The sequence below is a fragment of the Streptomyces sp. NBC_01166 genome (assembly GCF_045039765.1).
Taxonomy (GTDB): Bacteria; Actinomycetota; Actinomycetes; order Streptomycetales; family Streptomycetaceae; genus Streptomyces.
Genome location: NZ_CP108613.1, coordinates 7,390,119 through 7,415,786, shown reverse-complemented (window position 1 = coordinate 7,415,786; position 25,668 = coordinate 7,390,119). Strand labels below are relative to the sequence as shown.

Below are 25,668 nucleotides of genomic sequence, written 5' to 3'. Positions count from 1 at the left end.
GCCCCGTGTGCCGGCCGGTCTCAGTGTGCGTGCTCCTCGGCCGCGCCTGCCGCGTGGTGCGGCGGGTCGTAGCCCGGCACCGTGCCGTCAGCCTTGGCGACGAGCAGCAGGCCGGCCATTCCCATGTCGGAGTGGCTCTGGACGTGGCAGTGGTACATCCAGGCGCCGGCTCCCACGTGTTCGCCCGCGATGATCTGGAAACCGAAGGAGTCCGCCGGTCCGCAGATCTTCGTGTCGACCACACGGCTGGGGTCGTCGGGGCCGGTGAGCAGCCCCGTCCTGTTGTCCGCCCAGCGGTGCCCGTGGATGTGGAACGTGTGGTAGTACTCGCCGTGCGTGATCATCACGACTTCGACCCGGTCGCCCACCGTGGCCTCGAAGTTCGGGCTCTCGTGGGCCGCCTTGTTGTTGATGGTCATGTCGTTGAAGACGATCGTGATCGTCTTGTCCGGCAGCACGTCTCCCTTGCGGCGTACGACGAGTGGCCCGTACAGCCCCTTGCGGATGCCGCCGGTGCCGTGGTCCGTGCCGACCACGTGGTCGTGGTAGTGCCAGTAACCGGCGCTCCCCGCCTGCCAGGTGCCGTCCTTGCGGCGGCCGGGGGCGTGGGTGCGCCAGGTGTACGTCCGGGTGCCGCCGGGTTCGACATGACTGCGGTTCATCCGGGTGCCGTCGCTCGCGATGTCGTAGTCGACGCCGTGCACATGGAGGCTGGCGTCGACGTCCGTGGTGTTCTCGAATTCGATGTGCAGCGTGTCGCCCTCGGTGATCTCGATGAGCGGCCCGGGGATCGACGCCTTGCCCTTCTCGAAGCCGTACCCGAGCTGACCGTCCGCCAGTTTCTCCGCGTACATCTTGAGATGGCGGACGGCGCCGCCCGCGGGTGCCGTCTTCGCGGGGTTCTCCGCGGAGGTGGCCTGCACGGCACCGAGTGACATCGATGTCACGCCGGTGGCCGCCGCCACCCCGCCGCCCACCAGCATCCGGCGGTTGAAGGTCCTTCGGTCCATGTCGAACTCCCCACTGCGAGACGGAAACTGACGCGCTGCTCCCCTGGACGGCCCACACGGTAGCCGTGGGCCGGTGGTTTATCCACACTCAGGACAAAGTTCGTTCGATTGCTGCCATACCTATTGGCGAGCCACGAAAAGAGGTCTAGCTTCGTGCGCTGTCGCAGTGACCACAGAGGTGCGGTGACGAAGAAGTGACCAGAGAAGTGACCAAGAGGGGTGGGTGACCACATGCAGCGCACACCACATCACAGGTCCAGATCGCGCCGCGGTATCGCGGCGGCCGTGGCGGCAGGTGCCCTGACCGCGTCCCTGCTCGGCGGCAACGCGGCCACTGCCAGCCCTTATCCGGACCCAGGGCTGAAGGAACGGATGGCGACAACGTTGTCCCTTCCCACGCCGCCCGGCGGGGCCGACGTCAAGGTACTGGTGTTCCACGCCTCGGCCGGCGAGGAGTCGCCGGCCGTGGACGCGGGCATCGCGGCCATCGAGAAGATCGGGCTCAGCGGTCCTGAGGCCGGGCGCTTCAAGACCGTCGCCACCGACGACGCCGGGGTCTTCACCAACGGCAAGAAGCTCGGAAAGTACAACGCGGTCGTCTTTCTGACCGGCGGCGGCGATGTGCTGGACCCGGAGCAGGAGGCGGGCCTCGAGGCGTACATGGAGGCCGGCGGCGGCTTCCTCGGCATCCATGACGCGGCCCGCACCGAGCCGTACTCCGACTGGTTCACCGGCCTGGTCGGCGCCCGCCCGGCGGCGGACAGCCCGACGGGCGTCCAGCGTGCGACCGTGGAGATCGGCGACCGGCAGCACCCGGCGACGAAGAACCTCCCGCTGGAGTGGAAGCGCCCGGACAAGTGGCTGAACTGGAAGGACAACCCGTCCGGCGACGTGCACACCGTGGCCCGCGTCCGTGAGCTCACCTACACCCCGGGCAAGAGCGCCAACGGCTGGGACCACCCGGTCTCCTGGTGCCGTGACTACGACGGCGGGCGCTCCTTCTACACGGCCATGGGCGGTACGGCGGCGAGCTTCGCCGAGACCGACTTCCGCGATCATCTGCGCGGCGCGCTCGCCTGGACGAGTCGTCTGTCGCAGGCCGACTGCAAGGCCACGATCGACTCCAACTACAAGGCCGAGCGGCTCACCCAGCCCAATCAGCCCGGCCAGAACGACCAGATCGGCGAACCGCACGGCCTCGTGACCGCGAAGGACGGGCGGATCTTCTACATCGGGCGGGGCGGCACGGACAGCAGCGTGCCGGTGGTCACCGACTGGAACAACCCGAACGTCGGCAAGGGCGAGGGCGAGATCCACGTCTACGACCCCGCCACCAAGAAGGTCACCCTCGCCGGCAAGCTGAGCGTCTTCGGCAACAAGGGCGGCGGCGACGAACTGGTCAAGGTGGAGGAGGGCCTGCTCGGGATCGAGCTGGACCCGGACTTCGCCACCAACGGCTGGGTGTATCTGCACTACACCCCGCACGCGAAGATCGACCGCGACAAGCAGATGGCGGTGCGCCAGGTCTCGCGCTTCACCTTCGACCACGCCACGAACAAGCTGGACCTGGCGTCCGAGAAGGTGCTCCTGCACTGGCCGGTCCAGATCCACAGCTGCTGCCACGCGGGCGGCGGGATGGCCTGGGACTCGAAGGGGAACCTGTACATCGCGACCGGTGACAACAACTCCTCCCAGTTCAGCGACGGTTACTCGGGCAACAACCCGCAGCCGAACTACAAGGGCGTGTCCTTCGCCGACGCCCGGCGTACCGCGGGCAACACCAACAACCTCAACGGGAAGATCCTGCGGATCCACCCCGAGGACGACGGCACCTACTCCCTGCCCGAGGGCAATCTCTTCACGGGCAAGGAGCCGGACGAAGGTGGCGGCAAGACCCGTGGCGAGATCTACGTGATGGGTGTCCGCAACCCCGCCCGCATCTCCATCGACAAGTCGACCGACACGCTGTACGCGGGCTGGGTCGGCCCCGACGCGGGAGCGCCGAGCACGACCTGGGGCCCCGCCAAGTACGACACGTTCGCGGCGATCACCAAGGCCGGCAACCACGGCTGGCCGTACTGCATGGGCAACAAGCAGCCCTACCGGGACCGCAACCTGCCCGATCCCACCAAGCCGCTGGACTGGTACGACTGCGACGCGCCGAAGAACGAGTCGCCGAACAACGACGGCCTCGTCAAGCTGCCGCCGGTGACCGGCAACACCATCTGGTATTCGCCCCAGGGCGGCGGCGTCGACTACCCGCGCGACGAGAACGGCATCCCGAGCTACAAGGTGGAGGACCAGAAGGAGCTCCTGCCCTGGCTCAAGGGCGGCGGCCAGGCCACGATGAACGGCCCGGTCTACCGCTACGACGCGGCGAGCACCAGTGAGGCCAAGTGGCCGTCGTACTGGGACGGGAAGTGGTTCGTCGGTGACTTCTACGACGACACCCAGCCACGTCACGCCGTGCTGACCGACCCGAAGACGGTCGGCAAGGGCGGCCTGCCCACGCACGCCGAGTCCCTGAAGAAGATCATTCCGGTCGGTGCCGACGGCATCCGCAACCTCATGGACTGGAAGTTCGCCCCGGACGGCTCGCTCTACGTCCTGGACTACGGGCGCGGCTTCTTCACCTCCGACTCCAAGTCCGCGCTGTGGCGCGTGACGTACAAGGGCGGCGGTCCGACCCCGGCCGCCGCAGACCTGGCCAGGAAGGTGGCAGCGCAGTGAGACACCCTTCACTCCTCGCGCGACGGCGGTACGGGCCCGCCCGGTGGTGGCTCGCCCTGCTCGGTTCGTTCCTGATGGTCCTCGGGCTGGCGTCCACGGCCGCGTACGGTCGCGACGACGACCGGGCGGCAGCGGCCGACCAGGTCCTCACCTGGACCGCGGGCGATCCCATCGACCACTACCTGACGGCTCCCACGACCGCGGTGGCCGGTGCCGCGACCATCGTCTTCGAGAACAGCGAGGCCACGGGCAACACGACGAGCATGCCGCACACGCTGACGTTCAGCGTGTCGGACCCGGAGTACAACAGCGACGTCCAGGTCAACATCCTGGCCAACCCGGGTGACAGCGAGGGCGGCAAGCACAGCGTCGAGGTCACCCTCACCCCCGGCAAGTACTTCTACCACTGCACGATTCCCGGCCACGGCTCGATGCAGGGTGTCCTCACGGTGACCGAGGACGGTGGCGGCGGTGACGACACCACCGCCCCCGAGACCTCGGCGACGGTGGACGGCGACAAGAACGCCGACGGCGCGTACATCGGCCAGGCCACCGTCACCGTGGCGGCGACCGACGCGGGATCGGGCGTCGACACCGTCGAGTACGCGGTCGGGGCGGACGGCGCCTGGCAGCCGTACACCGCGCCCGTCGTGGTGGACGAGGTGGGCAGCCACACCATCCGCTACCGCGCCACCGACAAGTCGGGCAACGCGGCCGAGGAGAAGTCCGTCGACTTCGCGGTCGCCGCGCCGCCGACGGACGACAAGACCCCGCCGGAGACCTCCGCGACCGTCTCGGGCGAGAAGGACGACGCGGGCGCCTACCTCGGCATGGCGACGGTCACCGTGACCGCGTCCGACACCGGGTCGGGGGTCAACACCATCGAGTACGCGGTCGGGGCTGACGGCGCCTGGCAGCCGTACACCGCACCCGTGATGGTGCACGAGGTCGGTGCCCACACGGTCCGTTACCGCGCCACCGACAAGTCGGGCAACGCGGCCGAGGAGAAGTCCGTGGACTTCACCGTCGTCGAACCGCCCTCGCAGGACAAGACGCCACCGGAGACCTCCGTGGTCGTGGCGGGCGACAAGAACTCGGACGGCGCGTTCATCACGAGCGCCGAGGTCACCCTCAGCGCGACCGACGACGACTCGGGCGTGGACAAGGCCGAGTACTCCCTCGACGGCGGCCCGTACCTCGCGTACTCCTCCCCCGTCATCGTCGACCGCGTCGGCCACCACACGTTCGCCCACCGGGCGACGGACAAGGCCGGCAACACCTCGGAGGCGAAGCAGAGCTCGTTCACCGTCGCGCAGAGCGGCGGTGTGCCGGCACCCAACTGCCCCGAGTTCGACGAACGGCGCACCGTCATCGTCGGCACGGTCGACACCGGTGTCCCCAACCGGCTCACCGGCAACCGCTGCACGATCAACGAGCTCATCGAGGACGAGAAGGACTGGTCCTCGCACGCCCTGTTCCTCAAGCACGTCGACAAGGTCCTGGACAAGCTGCTCACCGACGGGGTCGTGGACGCCCGTGAGCACAAGAAGATCTACAAGGCGGCCAAGCAGTCCGGCATCGGCAAGCCGGGCCAGGACGAGGGCTACCGCAAGCTCTTCGACGGCACCGCCGCGTCCCTCGCCAAGTGGGAGCAGGTCGGCGGCGGACAGTTCGCGCTGAACGAGGAGGAGGGCTCGATCACCAGCTCCACCACGGTGGACGGCATGGGGATGCTCTGGTTCCCGTCCCGGCAGTACGGGGACTTCTCGCTCAAGCTCCAGTGGCGGGACGACGCCCCGGAGGGCGGCAACGCCAACGGCGGGGTCTTCGTCCGCTTCCCGAACGTCCACGACCACCCGGAGGAGTCCCGTCCGGAGTGGGTGGCCATCAAGTACGGCCATGAGATCCAGGTCAACGACCGGCCCGACGGCGACATGTACAAGACCGGGTCCGTCTACGGGTTCGACCGGGTCGGTCTCGGCGGCGCCGGAGTCACTCCCAAGGGCACCTGGAACGACTACGAGATCCGGGTGGTGGACCAGCACTACTCGATCTACCGCAACGGTGTCCTGCTGAACGAGTTCGACAACAACGGCGGCCAGCTCTTCGAGCCGCCGCGGGGCGACGACCCGGGCACCGACGGCCGGCGGTACGCCTCCGGTTACATCGGGCTCCAGGTCCACAGCACCACGGACGTGATCTCGTACCGCGACATCCGTATCCAGGAGTTGTAGGGGCGAGGCGCACTCACGAGGCCGTGGCCGCATGCTCAGGCATGTGGCCACGGCCTCCCGGGTGCCGGTGGCGCCACACCCAGAAGACCGTGCAGGACACCAGCGACCAGGCGGCCAGCACCAGGAAGGGGGCGGCGTACTGGTGGCCCTGGTAGTAGACCGCCGTGTGCTGGGCGTTGACCGAGGCGCCCGGCGGCAGCCAGCGCCCGATCTCGCCGAGCGCCGAGGGCAGCAGCGGCCAGGACACCGCTCCCCCGGACGACGGATTGCCCAGCAGCACCATGAGCCCCCAGGTGGGGAGCATCGCCCAGCGCCCCATGATGGTGTTGAACATGGTGAAGACCATGCCCGACGTGAACATCGTGAACGCCAGGATCAGCCAGGACTCGACGAACGGCAGGTCCAGCGCGCCGATCAGCCAGTCCACCACCGCGGCGATCGCGAAGCCGCCGAGCAGGGAGTAGGCCACCGTGAAGGCGATCCGCTCCAGGGGATTCAGCGCTCGGGCGTGCACGCTGAGCTGGATGGCTCCGACGAAGCCGATGATGACGGCGGCCAGCGAGATGTAGAAGAGCGCCAGCCCGCGCGGGTCGCCCTTCTGGAGCGGCTTGACGTCCGTGATCGTGACCGGGACCCCCGTGGCCTTCGCGACCTTCGCCCCCGTCTCGGCGAGCAGTTGGGCGACCGTGGCCCCGGCGGCTCCGGCGATGTCCATGGCCACTCCGCGCTCGCCCGGCCGCAGGGTCACGAAGACCTTCTGCTCCTCCATGGCCTCGCGGGCACCGGCCCGGGTGGCGTACGGGTGCAGCCGCAGGGAGGCGTCGAGGGCCTTCTCCATCCCGGCGATGAACTGCTTCCCGCCCCGGGCCCCGACGTCGCCGACCACCGCGGCGGGAATCCGGCGCGGCGTCGGGTCGGCCATCGTGTAGGTGTACGACCCGGCGAAGAGCCCGGCCGCGGCGGCGAGGATGAAGAGCAGCACGAAGGCGGGGACGTACGGGGACTGTTTGTACGATGCCCACTTCTCGGCCCGGGTCGGGGGTCTGCCGTGGGCGCCGTGCGCCGGGGGCTCGGCCCCCTCCTCGGCGCTCATGCGTCACCGCCGTCGTCGTGCCGGGCGCGGCTGGGCTGCACCCGCTTCGGCTCGCCCGGCATCTTCGGGTACTCCGGCGGATAGGGCAGGTCTCCGAGCTCGTGCTCGTGCTCGTCCCGCCTCGCCAGTTCCAGCAGCTGGTCGAGGCGGAAGGCGTGGTCGTCCATGTCGGCGTGCAGGTCACCCACCTCGGCGTACCGCGTGGGCATGGTGCGCAGGTCGAAGTCGCGGGGCTCGGCGTCGTCGATCTCCTCCCAGCGCAGCGGGGCGGAGACCGGGGCGTGCGGGAAGGGGCGTACGGAGTAGGCGGAGGCGATGGTGCGGTCGCGGGCCGTCTGGTTGTAGTCGACGAAGATCCGCTCGCCCCGCTCCTCCTTCCACCAGGCGGTGGTCACCCGGTCCGGCATCCTGCGCTCCAGTTCCCGTCCCACCGCGATGGCGGAGCGCCTGACCTGGGTGAACGTCCACTCCGGGACCAGCGGGACGAAGACGTGGATGCCCCGCCCGCCGGAGGTCTTGGGCCAGCCGCGCAGCCCGTGGTCCTCCAGGACCGAGCGCAGTTCGTGGGCGGCCCTCACCGCGTCGGCGTAATCGGTGCCTGGCTGCGGGTCGAGGTCGATGCGCAGCTCGTCGGGGTGGTCGGTGTCCGCCCTGCGCACGGGCCAGGGGTGGAAGGTGAGGGTGCCGAGATTGACCGCCCAGAGGACGGCGCCCAGCTCGGTGGGGCACATCTCGTCGGCGTGCCGGCCGCTGGGGAATTCGATCCGGGCGGTGGGGGTCCAGTCGGGGAGGTTCTTCGGCGCCCGCTTCTGGTAGAAGAAATCGCCCTCGACCCCGTCGACGAAGCGCTGGAGGGTGGTCGGCCGCTCGCGCAGGGCACGGAGGATCCCCGGCCCGACGGCCTGGAAATAGCCGGCCACGTCCTTCTTGGTGTAGCCCTTCTCCGGGAAGTACACCTTGTCCGGATTGGACAGCCGCACGGCCCGTCCGTCCACGTCCAGCTCCACCGCTGCTCCTGCTCCCATGTCGGACACCGTAGGCCGGGCCCACATATGCCGCATATCGGAAGACGTGCTCCGCGCGGTGAGTGAGAATCGGGCCATGGACCTGCCGGTGATGCCTCCTGTGAAACCGATGCTCGCCAAGTCCGTGTCCGCGATTCCCCCCGGCATGCAGTACGAGGCGAAGTGGGACGGATTCCGGGCGATCGTGCACCGGGACGGCGACGAGGTGGTGATCGGCAGCCGGACGGGGAAGCCCCTCACCCGTTACTTCCCCGAGGTGGTCACCGCCGTGCGGGAGAATCTGCCGCCGCGGTGTGTGATCGACGGCGAGATCGTCCTGCCCTACGACGGGCGGCTGGACTTCGACCGGCTGAGCGAGCGCATCCATCCGGCCGATTCGCGGGTACGGATGCTGGCCGAGCAGAACCCGGCGAGTTTCGTCGCCTTCGACATCCTCGCTTTCGACGACACGTCCCTGCTCACCACCGCCCAGACCGAACGGCGGACGGTCCTGGAGGGGGCGCTCGCGGACGCCTCGGCACCCGTCCATCTCGCCCCGTCGACCACGGACCCGGCCCTCGCCCAGGAGTGGTTCGAGCGGTACGAGGGAGCGGGGCTCGACGGGGTGGTCGCCAAGCCGCTCGATCTGCCGTACCGGCCGGACGCCCGGACCATGTACAAGATCAAGCACGAGCGGACCGCCGACTGCGTGGTGGCGGGCTACCGCTTCCACAAGAGCGGCCCGGTGGTCGGCTCACTGCTGCTCGGTCTGTACGACGCCGGGGGCGCGCTCCAGCACGTGGGGGTGTGCGCGGCCTTCTCGATGAAGCGGCGCGCGGAACTCCTGGAGGAACTCGACCCGTTGCGCATCGACCCCGCGGAGCATCCGTGGGCGGCCTGGGCGGAGGCGGCGGCACACGAGGGGGCACGGCTGCCGGGCGCGCCGAGCCGCTGGTCCGGCAAGAAGGACCTGTCCTGGGTGGCGCTGGCGCCGGAGCGGGTCTGCGAGGTGGCGTACGACCACATGGAGGGTGACCGCTTCCGCCACACCACCCAGTTCCGGCGGTGGCGGCCGGACCGCACCCCCTCCGGCTGCACCTACGCGCAGCTGGAGGAAGTGGTGCGGTACGACCTCTCCGAGGTGCTCGGCGGCCGCTGACCCGTCAGGCGGTGGGCGTGGGGCAGGGGCCGTCGGTGGGTGCGTCCGTGGGCGCGGCGGCTCCGGTCTCCGCCGAGGGCGTCGGGCAGGCCGGGCCGGTGGTGCTCGGGTCCGGGTCGGGGGAGGTGGTCGGGTCCGGTGTCGTGGTGGGGTCCGGCGTGGACGTCGGGTCCGGCGTCGTCGTCGGATCGGGGGTCGTCGTCGGATCCGTGGGACCGCTGTCGGTCGGGTCGGGGCCGGGTTCCGTGGGCGTCGCCGGACCGCTGGGGCCCGGGGTGCCTGTGTCCGTCGGGGTGGGGGCCGGCGAGGTGGAGGGAGCCGGTGTGCGGGTGGGCTGCGGACCGACGACGATGCCGCCGCCCTTGCCGGGAGTGCCCCCGCCGACCGGGCTCCTGGGTGCGTGGGGGCCTCCCGCACCGGGGCTCTCCGGGATCACGCCCTTGCCGTCGGCCACGGGGTGGACGCCCTTTCGGTAGAAGTCCAGCCAGGAAAGGACCGTACGGAGGTAGGTGTCCGAGTGGTTGTAGCTGAGGACCGCCCTGTCCAGGTCCGCCCGTACGGACAGGTCGCGGTTCCCGGCGCAGAGGTAGTGGCCGGCGGCGAGCGCCGCGTCGGCGATGTTGCCGGGGTCCTTGCGCCCGTCGCCGTTGCCGTCCTTCCCCCAGTGGGCCCAGGTGGACGGGATGAACTGCATGGGCCCGACGGCCCGGTCGTACCGGGTGTCGCCGTCGTACGCGCCGTCGTCGGTGTCGGCGATGTGCGCGAAGCCGCTGCCGTTGAGGACGGGGCCGAGAATCGGCGTGAGCGTGGTGCCGGCGGCGTCCACCCGCCCCCCGCTCGCGTGGCCGGACTCGACCTTGCCGATCGCCGCGAGTAACTGCCAGGGCAGACGGCAGCCGGGGTCGCTGCGGCCGAGCGCTCTCTGCGCGTCGCGGTAGGCGGCCAGGACGGTGGCGGGGATGCCCGCCTCGGCCCAGGGCTGCGCCACGGCGGGGCGAGGCTTCCTGTCGGTGTTCTTCGGCGGCTCCGGTGACTCCAGGGGCGGCAGCTCGGTGTGGTAGCTGTCGTCGTTCGGCACCTCGGTCCAGACCACGTCGTCCGACGCCACGTTCTTCATGTCCTCGGCACCGCCGAGGCCAGTGAGCCCCGGGGCCTGGGACGCGGTGAGCGCCGCCATGGCCGCGACCGCGGTGGCCGTGCCGGCGAGTCCGCGGCGCATGGTTTTGTCGAACCTCATGTGTCCTGCCTCTCCTGGGTCATCGCGTGAACGTGTCGATGGCCGCGATCCGCCAGGTGTCCCCGCGGCGGACGGCGTCCACGGCGAACATGGCGGCGGCGTACGTCGTCTCCTCCTCCTTGCCGGTACGGGTGTTGCTCTGGTCGGCGAAGACCAGCAGCCGGGCCCGGTCGCCGTCGAGCAGTTCGACGCCGCTCTGGGTGACGGTCGTGGTGAGGACGAGTTTCTGCTTCGGCGCCTGCGCGCGTACCTCCGCGAGCATGTCCTTGTGCTGCTGGACCGCCTTGCCCGTCAGGTGCTTCCGTGCGGCCTGGTCGGACTTGGCCGGCGAGGCGTAGTCGTAGGAGAAGACCGCGCCGACGGCCTCGGTGATCTGTCCCTTGACCTCGCTGGTCCTGCCGATGTCGGTGAGGGCGGCGTTCTGCCGGCCCGGCTCGTCGCGCAGCGTGCCGGCCGAGGTGAACGACCAGACGGCGAAGGCGCCGAGGAGGACCGTCGCGGCGCAGAGGACGGCGGGCAGCCTGACGCGCAGGCGGGGCAGCCGTCTGCGCGGAGGCCCGTCGCCTGCGGCCTCCCCCTCCGTCCCGGCCCCGTCCTCCGGCGCTTCGGCGGCGGCCGTGTCCGCCGCTTCCGGTGACTCCGTCGCCCCGGGTGTCCCGGGAGCTTCGGGCGCCGGTCCCGGGGCCACCGCCGGACGCGGCGGCGCGGTCGTGGCGGCCACGGTGGCGAGCCGGCGGCGGCGGTTGACGAGGTGACGGGTCGTCGACATGTCGGGGTCCTCTCGAAGGCGTGCGTGGCGGACGGACGGGGTCAGCCGGTGTTTCCGACGGGCGCCTGGCCGAGGGCGCTGAGCTTCCACCCGCCGGGGGTGCGGGTGAGCTGCCCCAGCATCCGGCTCTCCTTGACCGCGGGCTCGCCCTCGGGGGCGGTGACGGTGACCCGCAGCGCCACCATCACCCCGGCCTTCCCCTCCCGGTCGTCCAGCTCCGTCACCGCTCCGGACAGGACCTTGGCGGTGCTGACCGTCCTGGCCGCCTCGATCTGCTTGACGAACGCGTCCCGCCCGTCGACGAGTTGCTTGTGCAGCTCACCGGTGGTCGAGTCCTCCCAGCTGTCGAGCCCCTCGGCGAGCCGGGCGTGGTCGAGCGTGTTCATGTTCTGCACCGCCTGCTCCCCCGCCGCCAGGGCGTCGTCGCGGGCCTGCGCGTAGGCCGCCGAGTCGTCGTGCGCGGCGTCGTAGCGGGACCAGCCACCCCAGCCCGCGGCGACGGCGGCCGCGACCGTCAGCGCGACCGCGGCAGCCCGCAGCGGATTCCTCGTCGTGCGTACCCGTGCCATCTCGGTGCTCTCCCCTACCTGGAGGTGATGTCGACGATCCGCCAGTGCCCGTCACGCAGTTCCGCGGTCACGGACAGCTGCGCCGCCGCCGTGGTGGCGGGCTTCCCCTCGCGCTCGTAGATCTGGTCGAGGAAGACGAGGAGGTGGGCACTGCTGCCGGTGAGCCGGGTGACTCCGGCGCGTACGGCCTGGCTGGTGAGCGTCAGCTTCTGGTCCGCGGCCTGCTTCTCGACCTGGCCGAACAGCGCCGCGTACTGCTGGAGGGCCCGGCCGCCGAGCAGTTGCTTCGCCGACTCCTTGGTGGCGCCGGTGGCCTGCGGACTGTACGAGAAGACCTTGCCCAGCGCGCTGCTCACGTCGCCGGCGACCCGGGTGGTCTCGGCGGAGTCCGTCAGGGCGTGGTTGGAGGTGGCGGGGGTGTCGCGGAGCCGCTGCCCCTGGACGAACAGGGTGGCACCCACGCCCAGCAGGGCGACTGCCAGCAGTGCCGCGGCCGGGCGGGTCCACCTCCGACGGGCGGGGGCGACGTCCGGCGCGGGATCCGTGTCCGGTACGGGGTCGAGGTCCGGCGGGATCGTCGCTGTTCCCGTGCTCTGCTTCATGAGCCGCTCCCGACCGGTAGCGCGTCAAGTGCCTTGATCTTCCAACCGTCCCCGGTCCGGGCCAGCGTCGCCTCGAAGCGTTTGCGCTCCGTCCCGCCCTTGCCGGTGCGCGGGGTGATCCCGACGTCGACGGTCGCGATGAGCGCCGCGGTGCCGGCCCGGTCGTCGAGCGCGGTGAGGGCGGCGTCGGTGACCTTGCCGCGTGCGGTGGCGCCGGACTCGGTGAGCTCGACCGCGTCCTTCTTCCGGGTGCGCTCCAGCCGGTCGTGCAGCGGTCCGGTCGAGGCGTCGAGCCACGCGGTGAGCCCGGACTTCACTCGTGCGGCGCTCTTGCCGTCCATGCTGGTCAGCCGGGCGAGGTGCCGCCTGCCGTCGGCGAGGGCGGCGTCGCGGCTCTTCGCGTACGCCAGGGTGTCGTCCCCCCGGGCCCGGGCGTACGACCAGGTGCCGAGCGCACAGACCAGCACGGCGGCGAGCAGGGCGGCCCAGCCGATCCCCGTTCTCGTACGGTCACTCATGAGCCGCCTCCCAGGCCGAGCAGGCCGGCCATGCCGTCGGCCTGCGGCACGGTGGTCCTCCCGGTGGTGCCGAGCGTGTCCGGGAGGACGCCGGAGCCCGGCGTGAACGGTTCGGGCACGGGGCCGCCCTTCGGGGCGTTGGCGCTGCCGCGGACGTTGATGCCGCTGCCTGGCGAGGACGCGCAGCGGGCCTTGGTGTTGGCCGCGGGGGCCGCCGAGACGTCGGTGCCGGGGCGGTAGGTGGTGGAGCCGTATCCGGCGGTGCAGGGCAGTGGTTCGAAGAAGGTGACCGACATGCCGAACCTGGCCCCGTCCTGGTCGACGGCGCTGGCGCCGGCGGCCGCGACGGCGGGGAGCTTGACCAGGAGTTCCTCCAGTCCGCGCTGCCGTGTGACGGCGACCTCGGAGGTGGTGAGGAGGTTGGCGACGACCACGCCGAAGGCGGGGTCGAGGTCGCGCAGCAGGCCGCTGATCTGTTCGGTGGCATCGGGTGCCGCGGCGATGAGCCGGCGCAGGTCGGTGTCGGATCCCTTGAGTTCTGCGGCGAGTTCCTCGGCCCCCGAGGCGAAGCCCTTGAGCGCTTCGCCCTGTTCGTTCTGGGTGCGCAGCACGGTCTCGCCGTCGGCCATCAGCTTGGTGGTGGTCGGCAGGGCCTCGTCGGCGGCCTCGATGAACTCGCTGCCGGTGTCGAGCAGGACCTGGAGGTCGTCGCCACGCCCGCTGAACGCCGTGCCGAATTCGTCGACGACCGTGCGCAGGGCTTCCGTGTCGACGGAGGCCGTCAGGTCGTTGACGCCGACGAGGACGTCGGTGACGGGTGCGGGGATGGTGGTGTCGGCCTGGTCGATGACCGAGCCGTTCTCCAGGAAGGGGCCGTCCGCGCGGGTGGGGCGCAGGTCGATGTACTGCTCGCCGACCGCGGAGAGGTTGGCGACGACGGCCTGCAGACTGTCCGGGATGCGCGGCGCGTCGTTCTCGATGCGCAGTTCGGCCTCGACCCCGTCGTCGGTGAGCTCGATCGGGCCGACCCTGCCCACGGACACGCCTCGGTAGCTGACGTTCGAGTGGGTGAACAGGCCGCCTGTCTGAGGCAGTTGCACCGTGACGGTGTAGTAGTCGCGCAGCCCGACGTAGTGGCCGAGGTCGGCGTACCGCACCCCCAGGAAGCCGAGGACGAGTACGGCGATGACGAGGAAGGCGATGTTCTTGAGCCGGATGGCGAGGGTGATCATCAGCGGGTGCCCTCCGTTCCCGGTGTGGTGACCGAGGGAAGCGGCAGGGGCAGCGCCGCCCCTGGCTTCTTCTGCGTGCCGGACTCCGTGGGCGGGGTGAGTGCGGGGATGACCTGGGTGCCGGGCTGGGCGGTCACGTCCAGGTAGACGTTGAGGTAGTCGCCCTTCACGCCGCGGAGCACCTCGTCGGTGAACGGGTAGGTGACCAGGACCTGGAGGGAGTCCGGCAGGTCGTTGCCGGAGTCGGCGAGCGCGGTGAGCGTGGGTGCGATGGCTTCGAGGTCGGCGATCATGTCGGCCTTGCTCTTGTTGATCGTGTCGACGGCGACGGTGGAGAGCGAGTCGAGCGAGCGCAGCATGGTGAGGAGCGATCCACGCTGCTTCTCCAGGACCTTCAGACCGGGGCTGAGACCGGTGAGGACCGTGCCGACGTCCTGTTTGCGGGTGGCGAGGGTGGCCGAGAGCCGGTTGACGCCGTCGAGTGCCTGGGTGATGTCCTCCTTGTGGCCGTCCAGGTTCGTGACGAGGGTGTCGACCCGCTGCAGCATCGAGCGGATCTGCGGTTCCTGTCCGGCGAGTGCCTTGTTGAGCTCGGTGGTGATGGTCTTGAGCTGGTCGACCCCGCCTCCGTTGAGGAGCATCGACAGGGCACCGAAGACCTCTTCGACCTCCGGGTTGCGGTTGGTGCGGGCGAGCGGGATCCGGTCGCCGTCCTTGAGGGCGCCCCGGGCGGTGCCTGCGCTCGGGGGCGAGAGCTGGACGAACTTCTCGCCGAGGAGGCTGGACTGTTCGAGGTGGGCGTAGGCGTTGGCGGGCAGGTCGATCTTCCCGTTGACGCGCATGGTGACCTTGGCGGTCCAGCTGCCCGGGGTCAGGGCGATCTCGGTGACCCGGCCGACGGCTACGTCGTTGACCTTGACCGAGGACTGCGGGGCGAGACTGAGGACGTCGCCGAACTCGGCGGTGATCTCGTACGGGTGGTCTCCGAGGTCGGCTCCGCCGGGCAGCGGCACCTGCTCGATGCCCGAGAACGACGGCAGGCCGACGGTCGTGGCGACCAGCACGAAGCCGACACCGGCGGCGACCAGGGCGCCGAGGCCCGTGACCGCGCGGGTGCCGGGGCTGCGCAGGGCGGGGCTCATGGGGTCGCCTCCTTCTTCTCGTCCGTTCCGTGCTTCTTCGTCCCGGACTTCTCCGGGGTGCCGTAGACGGTGCCGACGGCGGGCAGCGGGAGTGCGGGCAGTGCCTCCTGCCGGGTGGTGTCCACCGGGGCCAGCCCCTGCAGACCGGCGGCTCCGGCCTCGGTCCCGGTGAGGGGCCCGCCCATCGACAGTTCGTTGAGGTCGGTGCGCCCGTTGAGGGTGCGGTTCGCCGGGTCGTAGGCGTTCAGGACATTGCCCGCCGCGAGGGGCAGAGTGTCGAGGGACTCGGCGAGCGAGGCGCGCTGGTCGACCAGGGTCTGGGTGAGCGGCAGCAGAAGGTCCACGTTCTGCTTGAGGGCGCCGCGGTTCCTCTGGATGAATCCCTTGACCTGGCCGAGCGCCTTGCCCAGTTCCTTCAGGGCCGCGCCGAGGTTCTGCTTGTCGTCGGCGAGGAAGCCGGTGACGGTGTTCAGCTGCTGCTCGGCGGCCCGCACGTTGCCGTCGTTGTCCTTCAGCATCGTGGTGAAGGTCTGCAGGTAGGACAGTGTGTCGAAGAGGTTCCCGCTGCTCCTGTCGAGTGTCTTCGTCGCCTTGCCGAACTGTTCGACGGAGTCTCCGATGGCCTTCCCGTTGCCGTCGAGGTTCTTGGCCCCGGTGTCGAGGAGTCCCGCGAGCGCGCCGTCCGTGTTGGCGCCGTCCGGGCCGAGGGCCGTGGAGAGCTCGGTGATCGACTCGTACAGCTGGTCCACTTCGATGGGGGTGGCGTTCTGGGCGGCCGGTAGCACGGCGTCGTCCTCGAGCCGCGCTCCCCCGGTGTACGCCGGCGCGAGCTGTACGTACCGGTCGGCGACCAGGCTGGGGGCCACGACGACGGCGTGCGCCTCCTTGGGAACCTCGACGCCCTCGTCGAGCCGCAGGGTGACCCTGACCTCCTTGCCGCTCGGTTCGACGGATTCGACGGTGCCGACCTTCACACCGAGGATCCGCAGATCCGATCCGGCGTACACCCCCGTGGCCTGGTCGAAGTAGGCGGTGACGGTGGTCTTCCCCTGGTCGTCCATCGCCATCACACCCGAGGTGGCGGCGACCGCCACGACCGCGAGCCCGGCGCCGATCCCGATGATGCGTGTGCGTCTCATGTCAGCGCCCTCCCTGCTTCGGTGGCATGCAGTCGCCGTCGTCGGGGGGTGTGCCGGCGGGCAGGTAGCTCTTCGGGACGACCCCGCAGACGTAGTTGTCGAACCAGCGGCCGTTGCCGAGGGTGTTGCCGACGAGCCGGTTGTAGGAGCCGGCCAGGGAGAGGACCTTGTCGAGGCTCTTGCGGTTCTTCACGAGGACCGAGGTGACCCGTCCCAGCGAGTCCAGGGTGGGTTTCAGCTGCTTGTCGTTGTCCGTGACGAGCCCGGTGAGCTGCGTCCCGAGGTTCCGGGTGCCGGTGAGCAGCAGGTGGATGGAGTCGCGGCGCGCCTGGATCTCGCCGAGGAGCAGATTTCCGTCCTCCAGGAGGGTCTCGAAGCTGCTCTTCTTGCTCGCGAGCGTCTTGGTGAGCTGCTTGCTGCCCTTGAGGAGGGTGGCGAGCTGGGCGTCCCGCTCGGACACGGTCCTCGACAGCGCCGACAGCCCGTTCGCCGCGCTGCGCACGTCGGGTGGTGAGTCCTTGAACGTCTCGGAGATCGTCTCGAAGCTCTGGGCGAGCTGGGCGGTGTCGATCTCTTCGATCGTCTCGCCGAGTCCGTTGAACGCCTGGGTGACGTCGTACGGGGACGTGGTGCGGCTCGCGGTGATGCGGGAGCCGGGGTCCTGCCTGGCGTTGCCGAGGGGGTCGACGGCGAGGTACTTGTCGCCCAGGAGGGTCTTGATGGCGATGCCGACGGTGGAGGAGTTGCCGATCCAGGCGTCCTTGACCCGGAACTCCACCTTCACCTTGGCCCCGTCGAGCGAGACGCCGGTGACCTCGCCCACCTTCACTCCGGCGATCCGCACCTCGTCGCCCTCGTCGAGGCCTGCGGATTCGGTGAAGTCGGCGCTGTATGTGGTGCCGCCACCGATGAAGGGCAGTGCGTCTGCGCGGTAGGCGGCGAGGCCGACGAGTGTCAGTACGAGGAGTCCGACGATGCTGACGGCGACGGGGCTGCGTTCCCGTACGGGCTTGATTCTCATCCCTGGCACCTCGGCTGCTCGATGGTGACGCCGGTGGGCGGCGCGCTGCCGTCCTCGGTCGTCACGCCGTTGACCCTGGCTTCGCAGAGGTAGAGGTTGAGCCATGAGCCGTACGAGGTGAGGCGGGTGATGGCCTCCATCTTGGCCGGGGTCTTCTGCAGGAAGCTCTCGATCTCGGGGGCGTTCCTGTCGAGCCCTCCGGTGAGCCGTCCGAGCTGGGCGATGTCCTCCTTGAGCGGCTTGCGGCCGTCCTGGAGGAGGTCAGCGGTGACGGTGGTGAGCGCGCCCATCGCCGTGACCGCCTCGCCGAGCGGCTTGCGGTCGCCGGAGAAGCCCGTGACGAGCTTCTGGAGGGTGACGACGAGGTCGTCGAAGCCCGCCTCCCGGTCGTTGACGGTCTTCAGGACCGTGTTGAGGTTCTTGATCACCTCGCCGATCACCTTGTCCTTGGCCGCGACGGTGCCGGTCAGTGATCCGACGTGGGAGAGGATGCTGTCGACGGTGCCGCCCTCGCCCTGGAGGACCTGGACGATCGAGCCGGCCAGCTGATTGACGTCCGGTGGCGACAGCCCCTCGAAGAGCGGCTGGAAGCCGTTGAAGAGCTGAGTGAGGTCCAGCGCGGGTGTGGTGCGGGAGAGCGGGATGGTCTCTCCCGACCTGAAGCTCGCGCCGACGGGACCGGCGCCCTGGTCGAGGTCGATGTAGCGCTGACCGACCATGTTGAGGTACTTGATGGAGGCGGTCACCGAGGCGGGCAGCTTCCGGCCCTTGCGGACGGCGAAGCCGACCTCGGCCAGCCGCTTGTCGGCGACCTGGATGGATTCGACCTGTCCCACCTTGACGCCGGCGATCCGGACGCTGTCGCCGACGACGAGTCCGGTCGCGTCGGTGAACCGCGCCTTGTACGAGACGGTGTCGCCGACGCCGGTGTTGGCGATGGACAGTCCCAGGACGGTGGTGGCCAGGGCGGTCACCACGACGAAGACGATCGACTTCACGAGGGGTCCCGCGAGGGAGCGGCGCTTCACTTGAGCTTCACCTCCGCACCGCGGAAGGCCGGACCGATGAGCACGCTGCTCCAGTCGGGCAGGGTCTGGGGCCTCACTTTCAGGGAGGGGGCGACGAGCTCGTTGACGAGCCGGCTCTCCTCCGGGGAGTTGGGCATGCCGAGGGCGGTGTCGGCGGCTCCGGTGTCCTGGCCGGCCGAGCCGGGGGCGCTGTCCGTGGCGGAAGCGGTCCGGGCGTCGGCGGTCGGCACCGGCCTGCCGGTGTACGGCACCGAGTAGCAGTGCGGCCCGCCGGTCGCGCCGTAGACCGGGGTGTCCTTGCCCGCCACGTACTTCCCCTTCGACTCCACGGGCTTGAGCGTGACGTGGAGGCCGGGCCGGTCGGTGCCCTTGCCGAGCGCCTTGTCCATGGCGGGCACGAAGCCGGCCATCGTACGGAGGGTGCAGGGGAAGGCGTCCGAGTACTCCGCGAGGAGTTCCAGCGTCGGCCGGCCCGAGGCGGAGAGACGGATGAGGTTGTCCTTGTTCTTGCGCAGGAAGGAGGTGACGTCCTGGGCGGATGCGGTGGTGGAGCCGTACAGATCGGCGAGTTCCGCCTGCTGTTCGGCGATGGTGCCGCTGGTGGTGGTGAAGTCGGTGAGCGCGTCCAGGACGTCGGGGGCGGCGTCCGCGTAGAGCGTGCTGACCTTGACGAGTTCCTTGATGTCCGCGTTGAGCGTGGGGAGTTGCGGGTTGAACTCCTTGAGGTGGGCGTCGAGGGTGACCAGCGTGTCGCCGAGCTTGTCGCCGCGTCCTTCGAGCGCCTGGGACACCGCGTTGAGGGTGGCGGCGAGCTTCTGCGGCTGGACGGCGGTCAGCATCGGCAGGACGTTGTCGAGGACCTCCTCCAGCTCGATGGCGTTGGAGGAGCGGTCCTGCGGGATCACGGCGCCGGCCCGCAGGGTCTGCGTGGACGGGACGGACGGAGGCACGAGGGCGACGAACCGCTCGCCGAAGAGGGTGGTGGGCAGCATCTGGGCGGTGACGTCCGCGGGTATCTGCTCCAGCCGGCCGGGCTGGATGGCGAGGGTCAGCCGCGCCCCGTCCCCGGCCGCCTCGATGTCGCGCACCTCGCCGATCACGACTCCGCGCAGCTTCACCTCGGCGTTGTCGTGCATCTCGTTGCCGACGCTTCCGGTGCGTACGGTCACGGTGGCGTCGTCCGTGAAGTCCTTCTCGTACACGGAGACCGACAGCCATACGAGCACGGCGGGCACGAGCACGAAGGCCACACCCGCGAGTCTGCGGCGCACCGTCTGCGCCGTTGGGGAATGCATCAGCCGGCCACCTTCACCGTTGTCGTCGCGCCCCAGATGGCGAGCGAGAGGAAGAAGTCGGTGACGCTGATCAGCACGATGGCGTTGCGCACCGAGCGGCCCACGGCCACGCCCACGCCGGCCGGGCCGCCGGTGGCGTGGAAGCCGTAGTAGCAGTGGGCGAGGATCACCAGCACGCTGAAGATCAGCACCTTGAGCACCGACAGCAGCACGTCGTCCGGGGAGAGGAAGAGATTGAAGTAGTGGTCGTAGGTGCCCGCCGACTGCCCGTTGAACAGCACGGTGATGTAGCGGGACGCCAGGTAGGAGGAGAGCAGCCCGATCGCGTACAGCGGGATGATGGCGACGACACCGGCGATGATCCGCGTGGTGACGAGGTAGGGCATGGAGCGCACGCCCATCGCCTCGAGGGCGTCGACCTCCTCGTTGATCCGCATCGCGCCGAGCTGGGCGGTGAAGCCGGCGCCGACGGTCGCCGAGAGCGCGAGGCCCGCCACGAGCGGGGCGATCTCCCGGGTGTTGAAGTAGGCGGAGATGAAGCCGGTGAAGGCGGAGGTGCCGATCTGGTCGAGGGCCGCGTACCCCTGGAGGCCGACGACCGAGCCGGTGGCGAGGGTCATCGCGATCATCACGCCGATGGTTCCGCCGATGACACCGAGGCCGCCGCTGCCGAAGGCGACCTCGGCGAGCAGCCGCTGGACCTCCTTGAGATAGCGGCGCAGCGTCCGGGGTATCCAGATGAGCGCCCTTACGTAGAAGGTGAGTTGCTCCCCCGAGCGGTCGAGCCAGCCGAGCATCGACATCGGTCAGCCCCCCTTCGGGGGGACGATCTGGAGGTAGATCGCCGTGAGGACCATGTTCACCGCGAACAGGAGCATGAAGGTGATGACGACGGACTGGTTCACCGCGTCGCCCACGCCCTTGGGGCCGCCGCGCGGGTTCAGTCCCCGGTAGGCGGCGACGATGCCCGCGATGAAGCCGAAGATCAGCGCCTTGAGTTCACCGATGTAGAGGTCGGGCAGTTGAGCGAGGGCGGAGAAGCTGGCGAGGTAGGCACCCGGTGTGCCGTCCTGCATGATCACGTTGAAGAAGTAGCCGCCGAGCGTGCCGACCACGGACACCAGCCCGTTGAGCAGGACGGCGACGAACATGGTGGCCAGCACGCGGGGGACGACGAGGCGCTGGATCGGCGAGACGCCCATGACCTCCATGGCGTCGAGCTCCTCGCGGATCTTGCGCGAACCGAGATCCGCACAGATCGCGGACCCCGCGGCCCCGGCGATGAGCAGGGCCACGATGAGCGGGCTGGCCTGCTGGATGACGGCGAGGACGCTGGCGCCGCCGGTGAAGGACTGGGCGCCGAGCTGTTCGGTGAGTGAGCCGACCTGGAGGGCGATGACCGCGCCGAAGGGGATCGAGACGAGGGCGGCGGGCAGGATGGTGACGCTGGCGACGAACCAGAACTGCTCGATGAACTCCCGTACCTGGAAGGGCCGTCGGAAGACGGCCCGGGAGACCGCCAGGGCGAGTGCGAACAGCTGGCCGGTCTGGCGCAGCGGTGCGAGGAGCCGCGAGGGCTGCCGCTGCCTCGGTGTCTTCTCCCGCGCCTCCTCGGCGGCCGGCTCGGGTGGCCGTACGGGCAGCGGTGCCGTCATCGGCGCCCACCGTCCAAGGTCGGCGTGTAGCTGTTCATGATCGCCGTACGGGCGGCCTCCGGAAGCTGGCCCATCATGGAGAGGACCCGCTCCCGGCGGCGCAGGGCACCCTGCCGTGCGGGCAGGCCGGGCGAGGGCTCCAGCTGCGGTACGACGGTGCGCGGCCCGGCCGTGTGGACGAAGCCGTTGGTCTGCTCCGCCGCGAGGGTGGCCGCGTCCTTCTCCTCGGACATGCCGATGGGGCCTTCGCGGCGTCCGGCGAGGAACTGCGAGACGACGGGCATGTCGCTGGTGAGCAGGACCTCGCGCGGGCCGAAGGTGACGAGGTTGCGGCAGAACAGCATCCCCATGTTGTCGGGGACGGTGGCCGCGATGTCGAGGTTGTGGGTGACGATGAGCATCGTCGCGTCGATCTGGGCGTTGAGATCGATCAGGAGCTGAGAAAGGTAGGCCGTACGGACCGGGTCGAGGCCGGAGTCCGGCTCGTCGCAGAGGATGATCTGCGGGTCCAGGACGAGGGCACGGGCGAGACCGGCCCGCTTGCGCATGCCGCCGGATATCTCGCCTGGCAGCTTCCCCTCCGCGCCCAGCAGTCCCACGATGTCGATCCGCTCCATGACGATGCGGCGGATCTCGGACTCCTTCTTGCGGGTGTGCTCACGCAGGGGGAAGGCTATGTTGTCGAAAAGCGACATCGAGCCGAAGAGGGCGCCGTCCTGGAACATGAGGCCGAAGAGTTTCCGGGTCTCCATGATTTCGCGCTCGGGGCTGTTCACCATGTCGACGCCGTTGATGAGGACACGGCCCTTTTCCGGCTTCAGCAGTCCGATGATGGATTTCAGGAAGACGGTCTTCCCTGTGCCGGAAGGCCCGAGCATGACGCTCACCTCACCGGCCGGCAGCGTGAGGCTGATGTCCTGCCAGATGTTCTGCTTGCCGAAGGACTTCGTCAGGCCTTCGACGACTACTTCGATACCCATCGGCCCTCCCTCGAAGTGGTGGTGAACGACGTCATCTGTCAGCGCTCCGGCTCCGGTAAAAGCAATGGCGGCCCGTCACACATGCACCAGGAGGCGCACGTTATGTCCGTCGAAACCGCGAGGACAAGCCGTTGAACAGCGGAAATCGCCGGACTTCGATCTCTGTGTGGATCACTTGTCACCGATTGACAAACCCGTCCGGCGGCCTTGTCGGAATCTGCGCAAGCTCTCCGGGTGCACCGGGGTCCCGCGGCCCCGGGGGCGGAGCCACGAGACGCCGGCAGTCGGGAGAACCCCCGCCCCGGGTGGGAGGGTTCGGGGCCGGATGAACTCCCGGAGGAATCCCGGGTCAAGGGGGCCTCGACCAGGACTCCACGTGCGTCGAACGAGCAGGTACGGACGCGTTTCCGAGCTGCTCAAGCGGGACGCTACGGGCCGGTAACCTGAGTCCGCAATAGCACTTCACGAACTTTCTCCGAGGTAATTGCAGCGCACCGTTTTCTTATGCCCCGATGAGTAATCGGGCCGCGAAACCTGTCGAAAAGTGAGGGCCTCCGCGCCGAGGCGGCGGGCTCCCGTAAGCGGGTCCGGACACGCCGAAGCCCGCCCCGACCAGGGTTCATTCGGTCGGGGCGGGCTCACGGGCGGTCAAGATCCGGGGCGCATGAAGTGACAAGAAGCCGGAGACGGCCGCCCGTGCCGTTCTCGCCGGTTACTTCACCGCGGAGTGCCAGCTCTCGGAGAGCTCCTTGCCGGCGTCGGGCACCGACAGGCCCGGAGCGGTGAGTCCGGCCGTGTAGGTCTTGGCGTCGTTCAGGACGAGGTTGTTCGAACCGGCCGCGGCCGGCAGGCCGACCTTGAGGTCGATCGCCCAGCTGAGGATGCCGCCGAGACCGCAGCCACTGGCCTTCGGCACGGAGAACTGGCTGTCACCCTGGGCCGCCCCGGCCAGGGCGATCTCGATCATCGATCCCTCGTCCGGGTTCGCCGAGCCGTCACCGTTGAACCGGGAGGCGGAGAAGCTGGGCGCGCTGAGGTTCCCGGGGCGCAGGATCACCGGATTGCTGCTGCTTCCGATGTAGCAGTTGGAACCGAGCAGCGGATTCTCCAGGCGGATCTTGACGGGCAGCTTGACGATCGGCCCTGAGGATATGCCCGCGACCAGGCTGAATTCGGTCGGCGTGCCGGCCGACTCCACCGTGGCGGTCACCTTGTTCAGGGTGGCGTTGGTGATCTGCCCGCAGACGCCCGAGATGACCGGGACGTTACTGGGGCACATGATGCCGAGGAGGCCACCGGGGATGGTGGTCTTCCCGCTGATGATGGATCCGGCCGCCGGCGGGATGACCGTATAGGTCCCCTCGGCCGGATGCTGGATGACGCCGAACTGCAGGTTCGTGGACCCGGTCGTCGCCGTGGTGTTGCCCAGCTTGATCGTCCCGTTGGGCGAGGTGGACGTCACGCACAGCGGGACATCGGTGTCGCCGTCCGTCGCGAGCATGGCCGGGGCGTCCACCGGACAGCGGTCGAAGGGGGCCCAGGAACCGTTCAGCTGGGCGGCGGCCGTGGCGGCGCCGGCCGGGGTTGCGGTAAGGGGCATGACCAGCGCGGCGGACGCGGTGACGGCGCCGGCGGCCTTGATCCAGGTCTTCGAGGCAGGTCTCATTGTTCCCTCAATTCGTCAGCGGCTCACGGAGAATGGTGCTTTCGGTTCGTTCGGTGCGATGGGGTCGGTATGGCTTCGCGGGTCAGCGGGTCGCCTCGGGAATGTCGACCGGCTCGTACTCGTCCGTACAGACGGCGCCTTCGGAACCCGGCGTGTGCTGTTGAGCCGCGCAAGGGGCACCCTGCACCTGTTTGACGTAGCCCGGCACGCCGGACAACGACGCGGTGAAGAGGCTGTCGAGGTCCTCGTCCACGCCGCACCCACTGAACGGGGGAAGGGTCACCGACCCTGTCAGGACACCCCCCGTCGCCAACGTGTAGCCCGTCGTGACACCGTCCTTCGCCGTCATACTGCCTGCCAGGGACAGGGTGAAGGGCTTACTGGTACGGCAGTTGTCACCCACGTCCAGGGGGACGCCGTTCACCTTGACGTCGCGGAGTCGGAGCATGAGGTCGAGGTCGATGGTCGTGACGCCCTTGTTCGCCATGTCGGACCAGTCGACCACCAGGTGCGACTTCACGTTGTAGTCCGGAGTCCCCTCTCCATCCACACCTGGGGGGATCTGCGTCATCTCGAGGGTCGCGGTGGTCGGCATGAAGCCGAAGGTCAGGAAAGTGCCCGAAGCGGGCGGCAGCTGAGGCTTTCCCTCGTAGTCGAGCAGGGCGGTCGAATCCTGGTAGATGTGCGTGAATCCCGGCTCGGACAGGTCGACGCGGGTCGGCCCTTGCTGGATCTGCGTGCAGGCCAGAGGAAACCTGGTCGCCCCGTCCAGCTTCGTCACGTTGGCATAGCCGGTCACGTAGGCGTTCAGGTTGAGATCGTTGTTCACGTCGCCGACGCACGGAGGGGCGTCGGGGGCAGCGGGCTGCTTCGCCCTGGCGCCGACCTCGGGCGTGGCCTCACCGCCTGACGACTCGCTCTCGGCAGACGCGGATGCGGGCGGCGCCGACGGGGATGCACCGTCCCCACCGTCACCACTGATGTCCATCTTCGCCAGCTCGGTCTCCTGCTCCGGGTCGAGGGCGCAGTTCAGGGAGATGGCGGAGGGCTCCGCGGGTGTGCCCTGAGCGGTTCTCAGGGAGAGTTCCACCGAGAGTGCTCCCGCGTCGAAGATCAGGTCTCCGGGCGCCCCGGGCTTCACGTACGGGACGGTGCCCGAGGTGGTCAGCGGCAGACCGCCCTCGGCGGGGATCGGCACGGGCTCGGCGGTCGTGCCGATCCACTCGGCCTGCGCATGTTCGTCCTTCTGGGACACATCGACAGCGAGCTTCATCTCCGCGCTCACGCTCGTCGCAGAGGAACCGGCCGGGACAGGGATCACATCTTCGGGAAGAGTCGCCTCCAGGACCACGTTCTCGGGCTGTACCGCCTGCCCGGGCCGAGCCGTTTCGGGCAGCTGCGCGGTGATCCCGACCTTCACCGGCTGCCCGCCCTCGGGCAGGTCGCACGTATAGGCCAGCTCCGCGTCGATCTCCTGCACACCGGACGCGGCCTGGGCACCTGGGATCATCCCTCCGAGCAGCACCGCGGTGGCCACCGCCGCACCACGCGCCGTGCGCCTGCGTGCGCCATTCATACGACTGCC

22 protein-coding genes are annotated in these 25,668 nt (G+C 69.6%); 3 read left to right on the top strand and 19 right to left on the bottom strand.

What is annotated here, in order from left to right; genetic code table 11:
- Positions 1 to 20 precede the first annotated feature (20 nt).
- Complete coding sequence (locus OG379_RS33490; RefSeq protein WP_405666883.1) at positions 21 to 1,010, bottom strand: multicopper oxidase domain-containing protein; 990 nt, start codon at positions 1,008 to 1,010, stop codon at positions 21 to 23.
- A 285-nt stretch (positions 1,011 to 1,295) separates the two neighbouring features.
- Here OG379_RS33490 and OG379_RS33485 point away from each other — a divergent pair, with 285 nt between their 5' ends.
- Positions 1,296 to 3,740 carry a ThuA domain-containing protein gene (locus tag OG379_RS33485; protein ID WP_405666882.1) on the top strand — a complete coding sequence of 815 codons (2,445 nt, stop codon included), beginning with the start codon at positions 1,296 to 1,298 and terminating at the stop codon, positions 3,738 to 3,740.
- The gene (locus tag OG379_RS33480; RefSeq protein WP_405666880.1) at positions 3,737 to 5,974 is read left to right on the top strand and encodes an OmpL47-type beta-barrel domain-containing protein; all 2,238 of its coding nucleotides are present in this window, start codon (positions 3,737 to 3,739) and stop codon (positions 5,972 to 5,974) included. Before OG379_RS33485 ends, OG379_RS33480 begins: the two co-directional genes overlap by 4 nt.
- A 13-nt stretch (positions 5,975 to 5,987) precedes the next feature.
- Here the strand turns inward: OG379_RS33480 and OG379_RS33475 are convergent, their stop codons facing one another.
- Both OG379_RS33475 and ligD read right to left on the bottom strand, forming a co-directional pair.
- A complete protein-coding gene (locus OG379_RS33475) occupies positions 5,988 to 7,067 on the bottom strand; it encodes an ABC transporter permease (RefSeq protein WP_405666879.1) in 1,080 nt (359 codons plus the stop codon).
- On the bottom strand, positions 7,064 to 8,074 hold the full coding sequence (gene ligD, locus OG379_RS33470; protein WP_405668736.1) for a non-homologous end-joining DNA ligase: 1,011 nt from the start codon (positions 8,072 to 8,074) through the stop codon (positions 7,064 to 7,066). Before ligD ends, OG379_RS33475 begins: the two co-directional genes overlap by 4 nt.
- 94 nt (positions 8,075 to 8,168) lie before the next feature.
- Between ligD and OG379_RS33465 the strand changes: the two genes are divergently transcribed.
- Positions 8,169 to 9,230 carry an ATP-dependent DNA ligase gene (locus OG379_RS33465; protein WP_405666877.1) on the top strand — a complete coding sequence of 354 codons (1,062 nt, stop codon included), beginning with the start codon at positions 8,169 to 8,171 and terminating at the stop codon, positions 9,228 to 9,230.
- 4 nt (positions 9,231 to 9,234) lie between these two features.
- Here the strand turns inward: OG379_RS33465 and OG379_RS33460 are convergent, their stop codons facing one another.
- The 16 genes from OG379_RS33460 to OG379_RS33385 form a co-directional block, all read right to left on the bottom strand.
- Positions 9,235 to 10,467: a lytic murein transglycosylase gene (locus OG379_RS33460; RefSeq protein WP_405666876.1), complete on the bottom strand. Its 1,233-nt coding sequence runs from the start codon at positions 10,465 to 10,467 to the stop codon at positions 9,235 to 9,237.
- A 19-nt stretch (positions 10,468 to 10,486) separates the two neighbouring features.
- The gene (locus OG379_RS33455) at positions 10,487 to 11,236 is read right to left on the bottom strand and encodes a hypothetical protein (RefSeq protein ID WP_405666875.1); all 750 of its coding nucleotides are present in this window, start codon (positions 11,234 to 11,236) and stop codon (positions 10,487 to 10,489) included.
- A gap of 41 nt (positions 11,237 to 11,277) precedes the next feature.
- On the bottom strand, positions 11,278 to 11,805 hold the full coding sequence (locus OG379_RS33450) for a nuclear transport factor 2 family protein (RefSeq protein ID WP_405666874.1): 528 nt from the start codon (positions 11,803 to 11,805) through the stop codon (positions 11,278 to 11,280).
- A 14-nt stretch (positions 11,806 to 11,819) separates the two neighbouring features.
- On the bottom strand, positions 11,820 to 12,407 hold the full coding sequence (locus tag OG379_RS33445; RefSeq protein ID WP_405666873.1) for a hypothetical protein: 588 nt from the start codon (positions 12,405 to 12,407) through the stop codon (positions 11,820 to 11,822).
- Complete coding sequence (locus OG379_RS33440; RefSeq protein WP_405666872.1) at positions 12,404 to 12,925, bottom strand: hypothetical protein; 522 nt, start codon at positions 12,923 to 12,925, stop codon at positions 12,404 to 12,406. Before OG379_RS33440 ends, OG379_RS33445 begins: the two co-directional genes overlap by 4 nt.
- Positions 12,922 to 14,157, bottom strand: a complete 1,236-nt coding sequence (locus OG379_RS33435; protein ID WP_405666871.1) for an MCE family protein — start codon at positions 14,155 to 14,157, stop codon at positions 12,922 to 12,924. Before OG379_RS33435 ends, OG379_RS33440 begins: the two co-directional genes overlap by 4 nt.
- A complete protein-coding gene (locus tag OG379_RS33430) occupies positions 14,157 to 15,299 on the bottom strand; it encodes an MCE family protein (RefSeq protein WP_405666870.1) in 1,143 nt (380 codons plus the stop codon). The genes OG379_RS33435 and OG379_RS33430 overlap by 1 nt, the downstream gene beginning before the upstream one ends.
- Positions 15,296 to 16,438: an MCE family protein gene (locus OG379_RS33425; protein WP_405666869.1), complete on the bottom strand. Its 1,143-nt coding sequence runs from the start codon at positions 16,436 to 16,438 to the stop codon at positions 15,296 to 15,298. Before OG379_RS33425 ends, OG379_RS33430 begins: the two co-directional genes overlap by 4 nt.
- A gap of 1 nt (position 16,439) precedes the next feature.
- Positions 16,440 to 17,459 (bottom strand): MCE family protein, encoded by a 1,020-nt coding sequence (locus OG379_RS33420; RefSeq protein ID WP_405666868.1) that lies wholly within the window; start codon positions 17,457 to 17,459, stop codon positions 16,440 to 16,442.
- Positions 17,456 to 18,487 (bottom strand): MCE family protein, encoded by a 1,032-nt coding sequence (locus OG379_RS33415; RefSeq protein WP_405666867.1) that lies wholly within the window; start codon positions 18,485 to 18,487, stop codon positions 17,456 to 17,458. Before OG379_RS33415 ends, OG379_RS33420 begins: the two co-directional genes overlap by 4 nt.
- Positions 18,484 to 19,782, bottom strand: coding sequence for an MCE family protein (locus OG379_RS33410; RefSeq protein WP_405666866.1), 1,299 nt, complete (start codon positions 19,780 to 19,782; stop codon positions 18,484 to 18,486). Before OG379_RS33410 ends, OG379_RS33415 begins: the two co-directional genes overlap by 4 nt.
- Positions 19,782 to 20,585 carry an ABC transporter permease gene (locus tag OG379_RS33405; RefSeq protein WP_031094766.1) on the bottom strand — a complete coding sequence of 268 codons (804 nt, stop codon included), beginning with the start codon at positions 20,583 to 20,585 and terminating at the stop codon, positions 19,782 to 19,784. Before OG379_RS33405 ends, OG379_RS33410 begins: the two co-directional genes overlap by 1 nt.
- A 3-nt stretch (positions 20,586 to 20,588) precedes the next feature.
- A complete protein-coding gene (locus OG379_RS33400; protein ID WP_405666865.1) occupies positions 20,589 to 21,437 on the bottom strand; it encodes an MlaE family ABC transporter permease in 849 nt (282 codons plus the stop codon).
- Positions 21,434 to 22,417: an ABC transporter ATP-binding protein gene (locus tag OG379_RS33395; RefSeq protein ID WP_405666864.1), complete on the bottom strand. Its 984-nt coding sequence runs from the start codon at positions 22,415 to 22,417 to the stop codon at positions 21,434 to 21,436. The genes OG379_RS33400 and OG379_RS33395 overlap by 4 nt, the downstream gene beginning before the upstream one ends.
- Before the next feature lie 712 nt (positions 22,418 to 23,129).
- Positions 23,130 to 24,083: a hypothetical protein gene (locus OG379_RS33390; RefSeq protein WP_405666863.1), complete on the bottom strand. Its 954-nt coding sequence runs from the start codon at positions 24,081 to 24,083 to the stop codon at positions 23,130 to 23,132.
- 82 nt (positions 24,084 to 24,165) lie between these two features.
- Positions 24,166 to 25,659: a DUF6801 domain-containing protein gene (locus tag OG379_RS33385; protein ID WP_405666861.1), complete on the bottom strand. Its 1,494-nt coding sequence runs from the start codon at positions 25,657 to 25,659 to the stop codon at positions 24,166 to 24,168.
- Positions 25,660 to 25,668 lie beyond the last annotated feature (9 nt).